At 66.0% G+C, this 16,584-nt stretch carries 17 protein-coding genes and 2 tRNA genes; 2 read left to right on the plus strand and 17 right to left on the minus strand.

The window, feature by feature from the left end:
* Window positions 1-39 precede the first annotated feature (39 nt).
* Window positions 40-543, plus strand: coding sequence for an IS30 family transposase (locus EFAMC2_RS02765; protein ID WP_154026770.1), 504 nt, complete (start codon window positions 40-42; stop codon window positions 541-543).
* 131 nt (window positions 544-674) lie between these two features.
* On the opposite strand, the gene EFAMC2_RS02770 is transcribed toward EFAMC2_RS02765, so the two are convergent.
* From EFAMC2_RS02770 to EFAMC2_RS02800, 8 genes are all read right to left on the minus strand, one after another.
* Window positions 675-911 carry a hypothetical protein gene (locus EFAMC2_RS02770; RefSeq protein WP_261980005.1) on the minus strand — a complete coding sequence of 79 codons (237 nt, stop codon included), beginning with the start codon at window positions 909-911 and terminating at the stop codon, window positions 675-677.
* Between the two features lie 77 nt (window positions 912-988).
* The gene (locus EFAMC2_RS02775) at window positions 989-1,303 is read right to left on the minus strand and encodes a type II toxin-antitoxin system RelB/DinJ family antitoxin (protein WP_154026773.1); all 315 of its coding nucleotides are present in this window, start codon (window positions 1,301-1,303) and stop codon (window positions 989-991) included.
* A 68-nt stretch (window positions 1,304-1,371) separates the two neighbouring features.
* The gene (locus tag EFAMC2_RS10250) at window positions 1,372-1,500 is read right to left on the minus strand and encodes a hypothetical protein (protein ID WP_261980006.1); all 129 of its coding nucleotides are present in this window, start codon (window positions 1,498-1,500) and stop codon (window positions 1,372-1,374) included.
* Window positions 1,501-2,131: 631 nt separating this feature from the next.
* Window positions 2,132-2,857, minus strand: coding sequence for a hypothetical protein (locus tag EFAMC2_RS02780; protein ID WP_154026775.1), 726 nt, complete (start codon window positions 2,855-2,857; stop codon window positions 2,132-2,134).
* Window positions 2,858-2,883: 26 nt separating this feature from the next.
* A complete protein-coding gene (locus EFAMC2_RS02785) occupies window positions 2,884-3,219 on the minus strand; it encodes a hypothetical protein (RefSeq protein WP_154026777.1) in 336 nt (111 codons plus the stop codon).
* A gap of 142 nt (window positions 3,220-3,361) precedes the next feature.
* A tRNA-Ile gene (locus EFAMC2_RS02790) sits at window positions 3,362-3,437 on the minus strand.
* Window positions 3,438-3,478: 41 nt separating this feature from the next.
* Window positions 3,479-3,554, minus strand: a tRNA-Ala gene (locus tag EFAMC2_RS02795).
* A 142-nt stretch (window positions 3,555-3,696) separates the two neighbouring features.
* The gene (locus tag EFAMC2_RS02800; RefSeq protein WP_154026779.1) at window positions 3,697-4,479 is read right to left on the minus strand and encodes a 2,3-bisphosphoglycerate-dependent phosphoglycerate mutase; all 783 of its coding nucleotides are present in this window, start codon (window positions 4,477-4,479) and stop codon (window positions 3,697-3,699) included.
* 157 nt (window positions 4,480-4,636) lie between these two features.
* Between EFAMC2_RS02800 and EFAMC2_RS02805 the strand changes: the two genes are divergently transcribed.
* Window positions 4,637-6,451 (plus strand): ABC transporter ATP-binding protein, encoded by a 1,815-nt coding sequence (locus EFAMC2_RS02805; protein WP_154026781.1) that lies wholly within the window; start codon window positions 4,637-4,639, stop codon window positions 6,449-6,451.
* 133 nt (window positions 6,452-6,584) lie between these two features.
* Here EFAMC2_RS02805 and EFAMC2_RS02810 read toward each other — a convergent pair whose 3' ends face one another.
* The 9 genes from EFAMC2_RS02810 to pyrH all read right to left on the minus strand — a co-directional run bounded on the left by EFAMC2_RS02810 (window position 6,585) and on the right by pyrH (window position 16,542).
* Window positions 6,585-7,715: a pyridoxal phosphate-dependent aminotransferase gene (locus EFAMC2_RS02810; protein WP_154026783.1), complete on the minus strand. Its 1,131-nt coding sequence runs from the start codon at window positions 7,713-7,715 to the stop codon at window positions 6,585-6,587.
* 105 nt (window positions 7,716-7,820) lie between these two features.
* The gene (locus EFAMC2_RS02815) at window positions 7,821-9,527 is read right to left on the minus strand and encodes a proline--tRNA ligase (RefSeq protein WP_154027180.1); all 1,707 of its coding nucleotides are present in this window, start codon (window positions 9,525-9,527) and stop codon (window positions 7,821-7,823) included.
* Between the two features lie 46 nt (window positions 9,528-9,573).
* Entirely contained in the window at window positions 9,574-10,674 is a 1,101-nt protein-coding gene (ispG, locus tag EFAMC2_RS02820; RefSeq protein WP_154026785.1) for a flavodoxin-dependent (E)-4-hydroxy-3-methylbut-2-enyl-diphosphate synthase, read from the minus strand.
* A 6-nt stretch (window positions 10,675-10,680) separates the two neighbouring features.
* Window positions 10,681-12,072 carry a M50 family metallopeptidase gene (locus EFAMC2_RS02825; RefSeq protein WP_154026787.1) on the minus strand — a complete coding sequence of 464 codons (1,392 nt, stop codon included), beginning with the start codon at window positions 12,070-12,072 and terminating at the stop codon, window positions 10,681-10,683.
* Window positions 12,069-13,268 (minus strand): 1-deoxy-D-xylulose-5-phosphate reductoisomerase, encoded by a 1,200-nt coding sequence (dxr, locus tag EFAMC2_RS02830; protein WP_154026789.1) that lies wholly within the window; start codon window positions 13,266-13,268, stop codon window positions 12,069-12,071. The genes EFAMC2_RS02825 and dxr overlap by 4 nt, the downstream gene beginning before the upstream one ends.
* Window positions 13,265-14,221, minus strand: a complete 957-nt coding sequence (locus EFAMC2_RS02835; protein ID WP_154026791.1) for a phosphatidate cytidylyltransferase — start codon at window positions 14,219-14,221, stop codon at window positions 13,265-13,267. Before EFAMC2_RS02835 ends, dxr begins: the two co-directional genes overlap by 4 nt.
* Window positions 14,221-15,006, minus strand: coding sequence for an isoprenyl transferase (locus EFAMC2_RS02840; RefSeq protein WP_187325110.1), 786 nt, complete (start codon window positions 15,004-15,006; stop codon window positions 14,221-14,223). Before EFAMC2_RS02840 ends, EFAMC2_RS02835 begins: the two co-directional genes overlap by 1 nt.
* A gap of 262 nt (window positions 15,007-15,268) precedes the next feature.
* The gene (gene frr, locus EFAMC2_RS02845; RefSeq protein WP_154026795.1) at window positions 15,269-15,814 is read right to left on the minus strand and encodes a ribosome recycling factor; all 546 of its coding nucleotides are present in this window, start codon (window positions 15,812-15,814) and stop codon (window positions 15,269-15,271) included.
* The gene (pyrH, locus tag EFAMC2_RS02850) at window positions 15,814-16,542 is read right to left on the minus strand and encodes a UMP kinase (RefSeq protein ID WP_154026797.1); all 729 of its coding nucleotides are present in this window, start codon (window positions 16,540-16,542) and stop codon (window positions 15,814-15,816) included. Before pyrH ends, frr begins: the two co-directional genes overlap by 1 nt.
* Window positions 16,543-16,584 lie beyond the last annotated feature (42 nt).

Here is a 16,584-nt window from a genome sequence, read left to right on the forward strand (position 1 = left end):
TGCGAATTCGACGGAGCCGTCTACGGAAAGCCGAGGGAGATGCGGGAGGCGCGCAGGAGAAAGTACCTCGGGCTCGTCTCCGGCGGCACGAGCTTCACGCAGGCGGCCAAGTCGGTCGGCGTCTCCAAGTGCACCGGCAAGGTTTGGGGGAACGGGCGCGCAAGGTCGACCGGCCGCGACGGGCGCGCCCTCGTGGACTGGCATCGCGGGGGGGGGATGGCCCGCCTGCCCGAGCTCATGCTGAGCTCGCTGACGTGGGACCAGGGAGGCGCGCTCGCGCGGCACAGGAAGGCCGGCGCGGCGCTCGGCATGCGGGCCTGCTTCCGCAACCCGCGCTCGCCTTGGCGGCGCGGCACGAACGAGAACGCGAACGGCCTCCCTCGCCAGCACTTCCCGAGGGGGACCGACTCGGGCGCGTGCCCGGAGGGCCACCTCGACGCCGTCGCCGAGGGGCCCGACGACAGGCCGAGGAAGACGCCCGGGCTCATGAAGCCGAGCGAGCTCTTCGCGAAGCTGATAGACGAGTCGGAGGATGCGGCCTAGTTGGCGGGTGTTGCGTCCACCGCTAGAGTCCGCCGGGGTTGGCGGCGAGAAGAGGGACGAACAAGCCATAAAGGAAAGGCCCCACAGCCGTGGGAGTCGGTCGGCTGCGGGGCGGGAAGGGTCAAGGCGCCTCAGGCAGATGGGATGCCTTTGTGGTCGTAAACGCCGACCATACGGATGACCATACGACTTTCACGCTTAAAGTAGACGTCGAGTACATCATCGTCAAAGATATGGAACTCGTAGTGCATCCCATCGGAATATGGCGGCTTAATAATATTATGCTCAGCCCGTCCGGTTTCGGAGATCTCTCCACATTGGGCAAGCTCTTCTATGCAGTCCCTGATCGTCTGGATGATCTCGATCATCTGCTGCCGTGAGTACTTGGGCTTGAGGCGAGCCAGGGTCTCCCAAAACCGATGGGGAACCTTGACCGTCCAGCGGCTCATTGCCCGACCTCAGATGGAGCGAGACCAAGCTCGGCCAATATGTCATCCGGAACGCTTGCCGATGCGGCCGCGTCGTCGTGAATCAAGCCATATTCCTGTGCCTCGGCATAGACCATGTCCCGGCGAATGTCATCGGCAAGGTCGAGGGCGGTACCCCGAGAGAAGAGGCCGTCAAAGGGGCTTCTTCCTTCGTTGGCAACCTGCGTGACCATCACACGGACTGCCATTGGTGTAGTCAGGCCGCTCCTGGCGAACACCTCGTCAGCCCTCGACTTCACCGCGTCATCCACAGTCGTCTGAATCAGCGCCATAACAACCTCCGTATTCTAGCCTATGGGAATCCAATAATATCCCATATTTCAACAGGCGACCTCCTCTTTCAACTGTGCCACACGGAGACGAAGGACAAGCCGAGCATGGCCCGAAGGAACTGCACGGTGGCCTCCCGCTCGCGCTCGGCCTCGAACTTGCACACGAACTTCTGGATGCTGATCCCGTGCTCGGCCATTCTGAGACTCCCATCTCGTGAGTTGCTTGGGGCCGGATGCCCTGCGCGTCTGCCTTCCCCAAAGGTTGGGCCCCCTGTTGCTGCGGGACGGGAGAGCCGGGTCAAGGAGGAAGCCGGGGAGTTTTACGGCGAGGTGTGCCGGGAAAGTCGCCGGCGCCTTGACCCGGCGGGAGGTGTGGGCAGCACGTGGACGTGGGATTGGGGTCGCGCGGCGTCCCTTGCCGCGCGGTGCGAGGGAGCAGACGCGAGGGAGCCGCCCCGGAGGGAGCCGCGCCGCCCGAGCGTGGCGTGCGAAGGCGCCTGGCGCCGTAGTCCACGCGAGCGAGGAGGCGCGGCGCCTTGATATCCACCACGTGGCCCTCCTCTTCGAGAGCATCCTCTCGACGATGACGTCGCACTGGCGAACGACCCACCTCCTGGTCCTCTCGCCCCTGAAGGAGTCCCGGGCGTTGCGAAGGAGCGAGCGGGGTTGGGAGCCCGGCCGTGCCGGGTGACGCGCCGTGCGTCAATGGCGCGCGGCGTAGGGCCTGTGGAGAATGAGGCCCGGCTAGGGGATTTGCGGACCTTAAGAACGTACCTCACGGAAGGGTCTTGTTGTTAGCACCCCGGGAATAGAATCCCGGCGCAATCGCTAGCGGGCGCCATGACGGCCTGGGACGTCGTCGCCCATTGGATGGTCGGCGTGGACGCCCTCGCCCACGGCGAGGCCAAGGTCGGCGATGACGGCTGAGGAGGAGGGGCGCGGGTCTTTGCCCGACCCCTCGGAGCGCGCTCGGATGACGTCACGGGCGGCTGAGAACTCGGGGTCGGAGAGCCATGGCAGGATCGCCCTGGCCTCGGAGAGCTCATGCGCGCCGAGCCTTGCGCAAACCTCCATGAGGTCGTCCGCATCCTTCGGGGTGCGGCCGAAGCCGATGTCCTCGCAGGCATAGGCCTTCGCCTTGGCAAGCGTCTCGAGCGTGGCGACGCTCACGGAGACGTGGGTAAGGCCCCCTGGCAAGTCGAGGAGCTCGCAGTCTGCCTCGAGCATCACGTCGAGGGCGTCGACGTCATCCCACGTCGTCTCCCCGTCGTAGCCCATGACGACGTCGTTGTTGAGCCAGTCTGGGGGCAGGTCGAGGGCCTTGGCGACAGCCAGCACGGCAGCACGCTCGACCGGGGTGAGGTCAGGCGTCGCGGTGTCAATATCTGCCGTGTAGCCGGATTCCCTGAGGCCATGGGCAAGCAGGGCGAAGCCTCCCAGGGCGCGGATCTCGAGCTCACCCTGGTATCCCCTGGCGTCGAGCTCCGCGTCGAGCTCCGCGTCGAGCGCGCGGAGGGATTCGGTGAAGTCTTCCAGTCCGAGGTCTGTCCTCATGCTTTCCCTCCTGGCCGCCGGGATGGCTAGATGTAGATGCCGAGGCTCGCGTAGCGCGATTCCGGCCCAGCCGTGCGGGAGAGCCTGAGCGGCGGGTCGAGCGGACGGGCGGAGAGGATGTCGTCGAGCTGCTTGTCGCTCAGTGCGATCGCCGCGTCTGGCACGTCGCCGAGCACGGCGCGGGCGATCGCGAGCGTGACGGGCCCGACCCTGGAGAAGTCTATGGAGGACAGCACGTCGGCGTAGTAGGCCTTGCGCGGGGCCTTCTCCATGACGTGGGAGAGCATCCGGAAGACACCGTAGGCGTCGTCTAAGCCCCACTCCGAGTCGTCTGTATAGATGAACTCGAGATCCTTGGACACGCGCATCCCTCCGCTCGATTCCCACCTGGGTTCATCTGCCCGTTTGACCGATTTGGTATCATCTAACCTGTCACGATTTTCGTGACATGACATAGTAAAAAAGCAGGCCGGGGCAAAACGCGCCCCAGACCTGCGGTGTCTCTGGTGGGCCCAGCAGGATTCGAACCTGCAACCCAGGGATTATGAGTCCCCTGCGCTAACCGTTGCGCCATAGGCCCTTAGAAAAAAGGCGACGACCGAAGCCGCCGCCTGTACTAATTGGTGGAGATAAGGGGGTTCGAACCCCTGACCTCATGACTGCCAGTCATGCGCTCTCCCAACTGAGCTATATCCCCGTGAGTTGGTGCGAAAGAAATAATACCAAAAGCTAGGCCCTGGTCAAGCGCGAATTAAGAACCAACCGCCCCGAATCGCACAAAGCCGAGCTCGCATGTGGCATGAACGCTCGTAGGCCGCGCAAACCCCAGCCCCGAGCACTCATGCCGTGCCCAACTCGCTCGTGGCTTTGATGCCTATGCGAGCCGCAGCCTCATCGAGGTAGTGGCCTTCCCCGCTCACGCGCGGAATACCGTCCTTTCCCACCGCAAAGTGATACGCAAGGGGCACGCCGGTGGGCACGTTCACCGAGCGAATAGCTTCGGGGGATATGTCCTCGAGAGCCATGCGGATGGAGCGCACGACGGAGCCATGCGTCACGATCAGCACGCAGCGGTCCTTCGCGAGGACGGGAAGCACATGGGCCTCCCACCAGGGATGCAGCCGCTTGCGGAGGTCGGCCAGCGACTCGCTCCTGATCGTCGCGGGATCCAGCTCATCCAACCCGTCGGCAAAGTCGATGCCGTAGCGAGGGTCATCCGCCTGATAGAACTCAGACGTGCGGTCAATCTCGGGAGGGCGCACGTCATAGCTACGGCGATACAGATTGAAGGCCTCCTCGCCATAACGCTCGCGCATGGCAGGCCTCGTCTGGCCCTGAAACGCCCCGTAGTGGCGCTCGTTCAGGCGCCACGTTCGACCGACGGGAAGCCAGGCGCGGTCGATGTCGTCAAGCACAATCCTCGCCGTCTCGATAGACCTGCCAAGCACAGACGTCATGCACTCGACGGGCTCGATTCCCGCCTCCCGCAAAAGAAGCCCCGCGTGATGAGCCTGGACACGCCCTCGGTCCGTGAGCGGAATGTCCACCCAACCGGCAAACCTGTTGACGGCCTTGTCCGTCCAGACGCTCTCTCCATGACGCATGATGACGAGCGTAGCCATGCGGCCTCCCATCGCCCTATCGGACCTTCGCCCGAATGCCTGCGCCCACCTTATACCACCGGAAAGGCTCGCGCTCGAGACCTCATTTCACAAGTGACACAGCGTCACTAATTGGGTACCCTAGCAAGGCACACACCAGCACGGAAAGGGACTCCCCATGCCCACAATCACCACAGGCCGGAGCACCAAGCCAAGGGGCTCGGCCACAGCGCGAACGCTCACCCGTTACTGGCAGGTCACCCGCAAGCAGGGGTGGCTCTTTGCGGCAGACGTCGCGGTCACCCTCGGCTACGTCTTCTTCCTCACCTTCGCCAACCCGCTCATCATCGCCAGAATCGTCGACCTCGTGGGAGCGGGCGGCATAGGAGCCGATGAGGTGCTCCCCCGGCTCGGCCTCCACATGCTGGCGCTCGTGGCGGTGAACGTTGCCGGTCAGGCCTGCTCGAAGCTCCAGGACTACACCTGCGCGAAGCTCGAGATATCCGCCGGCTACGAGCTTGGCAGGCTCGCCTTCGACACGCTCTCCAACCAGAGCATGACCTTTCACGCAAACCGTTACTCGGGCTCGCTCGTGAGCTCCACGCAGAAGTTCATCTCGGCCTACTCGACCCTCATGGACACCTTTACCTACTCAGCCCTCCCCAGCGCCGCCACGGTCGCGTTCACGGTGGCCATGCTCGCCCCGCTCGTGCCCGCCTATGTGGCCGCACTCTCAGTGGTGCTTGCTGCCTATGTGCTCGTGGTGTTCAAGCTCTATCGCAAGATCTTGCCCATCAACGCCGCGGCGTCGGGCGCCCAGAACCGGCTCTCCGGAGAGCTCTCGGACAGCATCACCAACATCATGGCCGTGAAGACCGCCGGTCGCGAGGCCTACGAGCAGGACATATTCCGCGAGGCAAACGAGGAGGTGCGCCGGGCGGACTCCGCGCGCATGCGCCGCACGGTAAAGACGGGCGCGGTCACGAGCTCGCTCATCGTGCTGATGATGGGTCTCACGGCCGTCTTCATCGCCGGAGGCAATGCCTGGTTTGGCATCTCGGCCGGCACGCTCGTGATGATGTTCACCTACACGAACACGCTCACGGGCCGCTTCAACATGCTCTCCCAGATGTTCCAGCAGATAAACCGCGCCTTTGGCGACGCCCACGACCTCACGCTCGTCCTCGACGAACCGAGGCTCGTGGCAGACGACCCCAACGCCCCTAAGCTCAGCGTGCCCGAGGGCCACATCAGCTTCGAGGGCGTGGGATTCCGCCACGCGGACGCCGAGGAGACAGACCGCGTGTTCGACGACTTCACGCTCGACATCCCCGCAGGCCAGCGCGTGGGCCTCGTGGGACGTTCGGGGTCTGGCAAGACCACCCTCACGACCCTGCTCCTGCGCCTGGAGGACCTGCAGCGTGGCCGCATCCTCATCGACGGCCAGGACATCGCACACGTGAGCCAGGTGAGCCTCAGGCGCCACATCGCCTACGTTCCCCAGGAGCCCCTGCTCTTCCACAGGAGCATCCGAGAGAACATCGCCTATGGCAAACCGGAGGCCACGGAGGAGGAGATACGTCGCGCGGCCGAGGAAGCCAACGCCACCGAGTTCATCGACCGGCTGCCCGCCGGGCTCGACACGCAGGTGGGCGAACGCGGCGTGAAGCTCTCGGGAGGCCAGAGGCAGCGCATCGCCATCGCGCGCGCCATCCTCACCGACGCGCCGATCCTCGTGCTGGACGAGGCCACGAGCGCGCTCGACTCCGAGAGCGAACGACTCATCCAGGACGCCCTCGAGCGGCTCATGCGCGGCCGCACGTCCATCGTGGTGGCTCATCGCCTCTCCACCGTGGCGTCCCTCGACCGCATCGTGGTGCTGAGCCACGGCACCATCGTCGAGGACGGCACGCACGAGGGACTCGTGGAGGCCGGGGGCGAGTACGCGCGCCTCTGGAGCCGCCAGTCTGGGTCCTTCCTTGGAAGCGAATAGCGAGCGCAGGTAAACGCGAGCGGGAAAAGCAAGCGGGCCCCTTAGTCCGCAAGCGCAAGACTGCGGGGCCAGCGATGACAGATCCCAAGATTCGAATTGCACGCCCCCGAGGACCGCAGGACCTGCGAGCAGCCTACAGCGAGGCCAGGAATCCCCCGAGCCGATCGAGGCCACGAGCCAGGTCGTCGTCCGACACGCAGTACGACAGGCGCACGAAGCCCTCCGTGCCAAAGCAGGTACCAGGCACCAGCGCCACGCCCGCCTCCCGGATGGCACGCTCGCAAAGCTCCTCCGAGCCAAGCCCCGTGCCAGAGACGCTCGGGAACGCATAAAAGGCACCGGCGGGACGCTCGAGCTCGAGGCCCATGTCCCCAAGCCGCTCGCACACGATCTCACGGCGGCGCCGGTAGGTTTCGCGCATGGGCGCCGGGTCGGTTGCGAGCGCAACCACCGCGGCGTCCTGCAGGAAGCTCGGCACGCTCGACACGAGATACTGGTGCATCTTCTGAATCTCGGCCTTGAGCGCAGGCGCGCAGGCAAGCCAGCCGAGGCGCCATCCCGTCATAGCCCAGGGCTTCGAGAACGAGTCGACCACCACCAGCTGCTCGCGCAGCTCCGGATGCCGCACGGCAAGGCGCTCGAAGGGGTCGTAGGCAAGCTGGTTGTAGACGTCGTCGCAGATGACGACGAGCCCCTCGCGCGCAGCCACCGAGGCCACCGCGTCGAGCGTCTCGGTGGAGTAGACGCAGCCCGTGGGATTGTTGGGCGACGTGAGGACGAGTGCCTTCGTATGCGGCGTCACGAGTACCTTGAGCGCGTCGGGGTCGACCTGAAAGCCATTCTCAGACGTGTCGAGGAAACGCACCTGACCATGGAACGAGCGCACGAGCGTCTCGTAGAGGCCAAACGTCGGCACGGGAATGACGACCTCGTCACCCGGGTCCATTAAAGACGCAAGCGTGGCCGCAAGGGCCTCCGTGGCGCCGCAGGTGACGATGATCTCGTCCGGACCGTACGAGAGGCCCTGGCCCGCCATGTGGCACGAGAGCGCCCCGAGCAGCTCGGGACGCCCGTTGTTGGGTGGGTAGTGCGTGAGGCCGCGCGCGAGGGACTCGGAGACGGCCGCCCGAATCGGCTCTGGCGTCTCGAACTCGGGCTCGCCGAGCGTGAGCTTGACGCACCCGGGAACCTCGTTGGCGAGGGCCGTGAAGCGCCTGATGCCGCTCGTGGCGAGGCGGGCAAGGTCGGAGTTTGTGGAACGCATCGCGTGGCCTCCAACATGGTGACGAGAGATACGGAAAGGCCCACGCGGCGCCCCTCATACCCAACGAGAGGCGAAGCCGCGTGGGCCAAGAATGGTGACTGTGACCTAGGCCCGCTGCGAGCGAACGAGCTCGGCCACCTTGGCGACCACCTCGTCGAGCGAGACCTCGCTGCGCTCGCCCGTGGCGCGCACCTTGAGCTCGCAGGCACCGCCCTTGACGGCACGCTTGCCAAACACGAGCTGGTATGGGAAGCCCATCAGGTCGTTGTCGGCAAACTTGACGCCAGCACGCTCCTTGCGGTCGTCCACGACGACCTCGATGCCCTCGGCGGCAAGCCCGTCGACGACGGCCTTCGCGGCAGGCCAGACGAGGTCGTCGTTGACGTCCAGGGGAACAACGGCAACCTCGTACGGAGCCACGGAGACGGGCCAGATGATGCCGTGCTCGTCGTTGTGCTGCTCCACCACGGCCGCGAGCGTGCGGGAGACGCCCACGCCATAGCAGCCCATGAGCAGCGGCTTCTCCTTGCCGTCCTCGTCCATGAAGGTGGCGCCCATGGCCGCGGAGTACTTGGTGCCAAGCTGGAAGACCTGGGACACCTCGATGCCGCGCGCGCCCGCAAGCGGCTTGCCGCAGTGCGGGCAGGGGTCGCCGGCGACGACCGTCACGAGGTCGGCCCACTCGTCGACCTCGAAGTCGCGGCCCGGGCACGCGCCGGTGTAGTGGTAGTCCACCTCGTTGGCGCCGCAGGCCCACTTCGTGGAGGACTTGAGGCTCTCGTCACAGACAAGGCGGATGCCCTCGGGAAGGTTCACCGGGCCGATGAAGCCCTTGTGCAGGTGATTCTCCTCGAGCTCCTCCTCCGTCATGAGGTGGTACTCGCCAAAGAGGTGCTCGGCCTTGCAGTCGTTGAGCTCGTGGTCGCCCGGAACGATGCAGACCACGGGCGTGCCGTCTTCGGCGATGAGGGCCAAAGACTTGCGGGTGCCGTTCTCGGGGAAGCCGAAGAACTTGGACACCGCCTCGATGGTGCCCATACCAGGGGTGCTCACCTTCTGCAGGGTGCCGTCGCCCGGGCCCTCCGTGACCGCGACCTGCGTGGAGGCCGCCTCGTCGTCGGCCGCGAAGCCGCAGGCGTCGCAGTAGACCAGGCTCGCCTCGCCGGCGTCAGCGAGGGCCATGTACTCGACGGAGGTGTCGCCGCCGATCTGGCCGGAGTCGGCCACCACGGGCAGGGCCTTGAGCCCGCAGCGGGCGCAGATGTTGGCGTAGGCCCGCTTCATGTCGTCATAGGTCTCCTGCAGGCTCTCCTGCGTGGCGTTGAAGGAGTAGCCGTCCTTCATGATGAATTCGCGGCCGCGCATGAGGCCAAAGCGCGGGCGGATCTCGTCGCGGAACTTGTCCTGGATCTGGTACAGGTTCACGGGAAGCTGCTTGTAGCTCCTCAGCTCGTTGCGCACGAGGTCGGTCAGCGTCTCCTCGTGGGTGGGGCCAAGCACGAAGTCGCGCTCGTGACGGTCCTTGAAGCGCATGAGCTCGGGGCCGTAGGCGCCGATGCGGCCGCTCTGCTCCCAGAGCGCGGCGTCCACCATGATGGGGGTCAGGAGTTCCTGGGCCCCGAACGCGTCCATCTCGTCGCGCACGATGGCCTCGATCTTGTTCAGGGAGCGGATGGCCAGCGGCAGGTACGTGTAGAGGCCGGCCGCCTCCTTGCGGATCATGCCGGCACGCAGCAGCAAACGATGGCTCGCGAGCTCCGCCTCGGCCGGGTCCTCCTTGAGCGTGGGCGCGTAGAGCCTGGACATGTACATGGGCCTCATGGGCAATCCTAACTACGAAGTTGCAACGTTCGAGATTCTACCGCTCGAAGCGCTCGGATATCTCGCTGAAGAGCTCGTCGACGATCCGGTCCTCCGGGACCTTGCGAAGGGTCTCGCCGCCCGCGATGAGCAGGCCCGTTCCCTTGCCGCAGGCAACGCCGATGTCTGCCCCGCGCGCCTCGCCGGGCCCGTTCACGACGCAGCCCATGACGGCCACGGAGATGGGGGCCCTCACGGCCTGCAGCCTGCGCTCCACCTCGCCGGCGATGTCGATGAGGTTGACCTGGCAGCGCCCGCAGGTGGGGCAACTCACGAGCTCGGGCGTGCGGCGACGCATGCCAAGCGACTGGAGCAGCTCCCAGGCCACCGGCACCTCCTCGGTGGGAGGCGCCGTGAGCGACAGGCGCATCGTGTCGCCAATGCCCTCGGAGAGCAGGACGGCAAGCGCGCTCACGTTCTTGACCGTGCCCTGGCGAACAGTGCCCGCCTCGGTGACGCCCAGGTGGAGCGGCACGTGCGGCAAAAGGCGCGAGAGCTCGCGGTTGGTGAGGATGGTCGCGGGGACGTCGTGGACCTTGGCGGACAGCACGATGTCCTCAAATCCGCGATCCTCGAAGTGACGCACGAAGCTGACGGCGCTTTGCACGAGCTTCTCGGGCTGCGTCAGGTCCTCGCGCGCGTCGATGGCCCGGTCGAGCGAGCCGGCGTTCACGCCGATGCGGATGGGGATGCCGGCCTCGCCTGCCGCGTCGATCACCGCGTCGACCCGCTCGAAGGAGCCGATGTTGCCGGGATTGATGCGCAGGGCGGAGGCGCCGCGACGGGCCGCCTCGATGGCAAGGCGATGGTCGAAGTGGATGTCGGCGACGACGGGAATCGGGGACTCCGCGCAGATCTCGCGGAACCCGTCGAGGGCATCCGCGTGGGGAATCGCCACGCGGACGATCTCGCAGCCGAGGGCCTCGAGGACGCGAATCTGGGCGAGCGTGGAGGTGGGGTCCGTCGTCTTCGTCGTGCACATGGACTGCACCGAGACGGGGGCGCCGCCGCCAACGGCAACGGCGCCCACGCGCACCTGATGGGTAAGATCGCGCGGCAGTGGCATGGAGCCGTCTGAGCCGATGCGAAGGTCAATCATCTGAGGCTAGCCTCCAAGGACGAAGCGTACGATGTCCTGCCTGAGGACGAACACAAACAGCAGCATGGCCAGGGCGAGGCCGACGTAGGAGAGGTAGGTCTGCGCCCGATAGGGCACCTGACGCCGGCTCACGAGCTGGACGAGCTCGATGAGCACCTTGCCGCCGTCCAGAGGCGGGATGGGGATGAGGTTCATGAAGCCGAGCGAGAGCGAGATGGCCGCCATGAGGAAGAGGAAGTCCGTGACGCCGGAGGAGGCAGCCTCGGACGCCATGACCGAGATGCCCACCACAGAGCTCGACTGAGACACCACCTCCGCGGCATGCTGGGGCTGGAAGAGCTGCAGCACGTAGCTGGCGGTCATGCCAACGTAGTTCCACGCCACGCGCAGCGAGTCGAGGATTGCGGGATGGTAGAGCTCGGTCGAGGCCGTGACGCCAAACATGGACTGCCCCGGGAAGGCAGAAGGATCAATCGTGGTGGCGAGCTCCTCGCCGGAGCGCTCGTAGCGCAGCTCGAAGGGCGAGCCCGCGGCTATGGCAGCCTTGAGGGCGGAGCCCATCTCGGTCCACGTGGCGACCTCTTTGCCGGCGACCGAGGTCACCCTGTCTCCCGCCTCGATGCCGGACGCCTCTGCCATGGAGGACGCCTGAACCGCGCCCACGACGCTCACGTCGCGGGCGACCGTGACCCCGCCCACGCTCAGGGTGCCGGCGACAAGCGCGAGGCCCAGGACGATGTTGACGGCAGGGCCCGCAAGCAGGGTCACGAGGCGCGCCGCGACCCCCTTGCCCTGGTACGTGCGAGCGCGCTCGGAGGCAAGCAGGGCCTCGGCCCCACCCTCGGGGAGGGTATGCGGCTCCCCAGCCTCCGTGGAGCCCGTCTGGGAGAAGTCATGGCCACGGTCGAATGCCGTGAGCAGCCTCGCGTCGCGACGGACCGTCTGAAAGCTCTCGGGCCACTCCTTCTGGCCGGGCGTCTCGCCAAGCTCCGGGTCATAGTGGGGCTCAACGCTGGCCCAGTCGACGAGCACGGCAAGGGCGGAGAGGGCCTCGTCCTCGGAGCAGCCCGCGTCCCCGGCTATCTGCGCAAGCGTCGCCCTACCCCTGCGCGCAAGGCTCCCCAACACCGCCGCCGCATATGCGCCTGCCTCGCCATCCATGCCGCAGATGCGCGTGTAGCCACCAAGCAGGATGGGCGTCACGCCAACCTCGGTGCCCCGCGAGCGGCTGCGCCAGGAGAGGCGAAGCCGGCAGGGCATGCCAAGGAAGAACTCCGTCACGCGCATGCCAAAGGCGCGCGCGGAGAGGAAGTGGCCGGCCTCGTGCACGAAGACGAGGACGCTCAGCAGCACCACGCCCCAGAACACGGCCGAGGCGACACTCGCAAGGACGCTCATCGGCGCATCCCCTCCAGGGCCGCCTGGGCGCGACGGCGCGCGTCCCCGTCAACCTCGGAGATCTGCTCGAGCGAGCACACCGGCTCCACGCGCGTGCCGTCCATGACGGACTCGACGACGCGATCGATGTCGCAGAAGCCGCAGGCACCCGCGCGGAAGGCCGCGTTGGCAACCTCGTTGGCGGCGTTCATCGCGCACGGAAGCGTGCCACCCACACGGCCCGCCTCGAGCGCGAGGGCAAGGCACCTGAAGGCCTCGGTGTCCGGCGCCTCGAAGGTCATGGGGGCAAGGCCTCTGTAGTCCACGCGCTCGCACGGGGACTCCCAGCGCTCGGGATAGCTGAGCGCGTACTGGATGGGAATGCGCATGTCCGAGGGACCGAGCTGCGCCTTCACGGAGCCGTCGGCGAACTCGACCGCGGAGTGAATCCGGCTCTGGCGGTGAACCAGGACGTTGATGTCGTCCACCGGGACGTCAAAGAGGTGGTGCGCCTCGATGACCTCGAGGCCCTTGTTCATGAGCGACGCGGAGTCGATGGTGATCTTGGGCCCCATGGTCCACGTGGGGTGCGCGAGGGCCTCCGCGGCCGTCACGCGCTCGAGCTCATCGCGGCTGCGGCCGAAGAAGGGGCCGCCCGAGCACGTGAGCCAGATGCAGTGCACGTCGCTCCTGCGCTCGCCCACGAGGCACTGGAAGATGGCGTTGTGCTCAGAGTCCACGGGAAGCACGCGGCCAGGCCTGGCCATCGGCATGAGCAGGTCGCCACCCGCCACCAGGGCCTCCTTGTTGGCCGGAGCCCAGACCTTACCTGCCAGAAGCGCCTCGTAGCTGGCCCAGATGCCGGCCTCGCCCACCACGGCCACAAGCACGCAGTCAACGTCGGGCAGGCTCGCGAGCCTCGTCACGGCATCCCGCCCAAAGTCGACCTCGCAACCCTCGGGAAGCTCGGAGAGCGCCGGGTCTCCCCTCCTGGCCTCGTCGGCCACGGCCACGTGAGGCACGCCAAATTCGCGCGCGGCCGCAACGAGCCTCTCGCACGAGGAATTGACGGCCAACGCCGTTACCTTGAGCTTGTCCGCATGCTTGCGGCAGACGTCGAGCGCCTGCGTGCCAATCGAGCCAGATGAGCCCAGGATGGCTACCCTGAGCGGCCGATGCCGCTCGGCGCGAGCCCAGGTGTCCTCGAAAATCGTCATATGATTCCCCCAAAGCGAAGGACGAAGTAGGCCGTCATCGACGCAAAGAGCATCGAGTCAGAGCGGTCGAGCAGGCCGCCGTGGCCGGGCATGAAGTTGCCCGCGTCCTTGACGCCGACGGAGCGCTTGAGGCGGCTCTCGAACAGGTCGCCGACGACCCCCGCGGCGCCGCAAAGCACGCCTCCCGTCACGGCAAGCATGGGGTTGATGTCCTGCACCCTGAGCCACGCGAGGATGAGCCAGATGAGCACGGAGCCGGCAAGGCCCCCGACGAGGCCCTCCCAGCTCTTGTTGGGCGAGATGCGCGGGGCCAGCTTGTGCCGGCCGACGCGAGACCCCACGAGATAGGCGGCGGCGTCGTTCACCCAGACCGAGCCCATGACGCCCAGCGTGAGTAGGGCGCCCTCGACCCCGGGCTCGGAGGCCCTGATGGTGACGACGGCCGAGAACAGCAGGCCCGTGTAGATGGCGCCAAAGACCGTGACGGCCGCGTCGGCGATGGTTGCCCTTGGCGTGAGCACGTACCAGGTGCCCACCGCAAGCATGCTGAGCAGGGTCACGGCGGTCTCCGCCTCAGGCCTGAAGAGCGCCACCACCGGATAGAGCACGGCAGCAGCAAGGCCTATGAACTCGTTGGGCATGCGCCCGCCGAGACGCGCGATACGGTAGAACTCGGAGCAGCACAGCCATGCCATGGCCGTGATGAGCACCATGGTTGGGAACCTGCCCCAGAACAGGCAGGCAAGCACGCAGAGGACATAGATGGTGCCGCTCGTGGTTCGGGTGAGGAACTTCTCCGTCCACGAGCGGGCGCGCTGGGACCTGAGCCCGCCGATGACGCGCTCGCCCTCGCGTGCCTCGCGCCGGCGCTCGAGGTTGTCGGACGCGGAATCGATGCTGCGAGGCGCGCGCGTGGAAGTCGCCAGCGTCTCCCGGGCCTTCTTCCCCGCCATCACTTGGCGATCACGCCGCCGAACCGACGGTCTCGCCCCTGGAAGGAGCGGATGGCGCGAAGGAGCTCCCAGCGGGAGAAGTCGGGCCAGAGGGTGTCCGTGACGTAGAACTCGCTATAGGCAAGCTGCCACAGCAGGAAGTTCGAGAGCCTCAGCTCGCCGGAGGTGCGGATGAGCAGGGCCGGATCGGGCAGGCCGGCCGTGTAAAGCGAGGACGAGACAGCGTCCTGATCGATTTGCTCGGGCGAGATTTCTCCGGCGAGCACGCGCTCGGAGAGCAGACGCGCGGCACGGGAGAGCTCGGCACGGGCGCCGTAGTTCACGGCCAGGGTGAGCGTCATGCCCGTGTGGTTCGCGGTCTCGAAGAGGCCCTGCTCGAAGACCTCGCGAGTCTGGGCGGGAAGGGCCTCGATGTCCCCGAGGAAGACGAGGCGCACGTTCTCCTGATGAAAGAGCGGCAGCTCCTTCACGAGCGTGGTCGCAAACAGGTGCATGAGCAGGTCGACCTCATGCTGGGGGCGCTTCCAATTCTCCGTGGAGAAGGCGTAAGCGGACAGGACGTCGATGCCGAGGCGGACGGACGCGGTGATGGTCTCGCGCAGGCTCTTGATGCCCGCGACGTGCCCCTCGCCGCGCTCCTTGCCCTGGCGGGTTGCCCAGCGGCCGTTGCCGTCCATGATCACCGAGATGTGGGAGGGCAAGCGGTCCAGGTCGACGTCGCCCAGAGAGATGTCCTCGGGCGGATTCGCGAAGTATTCGACGAGCTTTTCATCGTCACGCTGCACGTGGGTCTCCAAATCCTCGGACCAACAGATAAGAGCAGGTAGCAAGCCGAACAAGTACGCAGCGATTGCATGCGCATATGCAACGGCCCGCCGTTGCATCGAGCCATTATCGCACGGAAGCCCGAGGCGCGCCCAATGCGAACGAAACCCCTAGACGGCAAAGGGCCGGAAACACAGAGCGAGGCCCCCGCAAAACGGGAGCCTCGCAGAGAAACCGGAAGTGGAGACGGACACTCTCCAAGCAAGAAGAGCCGCCCGATGCCTAGATCTCCATAATCTCGGCTTCCTTGGCCTTCGTGGCCTCGTCAATCTTCTTGACGAACTCGTCGGTGAGCTTCTGTACCTTAGCCTGCTCGCGACGAACGTCGTCCTCGGAGAGCTCCCCATCGCGCTCGAGCTTGGCGTTGGCCTCGCGACGGACGTTGCGGACGGCAACCTTTGCCTCCTCGCCGCAGGCCTTGCAGTCCTTGGCAAGCTGCTTGCGGCGCTCGCCCGTGGGCTTCGGGAACGGCAGACGAATGACGACGCCATCGTTGGAGGGAGTAATGCCAAGGTCAGACTGGGAGATGGCCTTCTCGATGGCGTTCAGGATGCTCTTGTCATAGGGCTCGACGAGCAGCATCGTGCCCTCAGAGACGCGCACGCCGGCAAGCGCCGTGATGTTCATCGTGGAGCCGTAGGCATCGACCTCGATGGAGTCGAGGATATGCGGGTTCGGACGGCCCGTCCTGATGTTGGCGAAGTTGGCTCGAAGGGCCTCGAGGCTCTTCTCCATGCGACCGCGCGCCGTGTCCAGAATCTCACTCATTAGTTGGTCTCCTCCCCAACGACGGTGGTGCCAACGGGCATCCCCTTGAGGGCGTCGGCGAAGACGCCCGGCTGGTCGATGTTAAAGACGATCATGGACATGTTGTTGTCACTGCACAGGGCGGTAGCCGTGGCGTCCATCACCTTGAGGTCGCGCATGAGGACCTCATGGTAGGAGATGGTATCGAAGCGCTTGGCCTCGGGATTCGTCTTGGGGTCTGCATCGTAGATGCCGTCGACCTTGGTGGCCTTCATGAGGCAGTCGGCGTCTATCTCGCAGGCACGCAGCGCAGCTGCCGTGTCCGTGGTGAAATAGGGGTTGCCGGAACCCGCAGCGAAGATGGCGATGTAGCCCTTCTCCAGGTGCTTGATGGCACGACGGCGGATGTAGGGCTCGCAGACCTCGTCCATCTTGATGGCGCTCATGACGCGCGTGGTCATGCCGTGGCGCTCGAAGCTGTCCTGGAGCGCGAGGGCGTTCATGACCGTAGCGAGCATGCCCATGTAGTCTGCCTGGGCGCGATCCATACCGCCAGCGGCGCCGGCGACGCCGCGGAAGATGTTGCCGCCACCAACGACGACGCCAATCTCGATGCCGTCGTCGTGGATGACCTTGATCTCCTGGGCGAGGTGGTCGACGACCTTCGGGTCGACGCCGTAGCCAACAGAGCCCATGAGCGCCTCGCCGGAAAGCTTCAGCAGGACGCGCTTGTACTTGTAGTCCGTCAAGGGACTCCCCTTCCATCGGGCCATAGATTCTTATTGATTCTA

Origin of the sequence: Olsenella uli, from assembly GCF_901212655.1 — a bacterium.
Taxonomy (GTDB): Bacteria; Actinomycetota; Coriobacteriia; order Coriobacteriales; family Atopobiaceae; genus Parolsenella; species Parolsenella uli_A.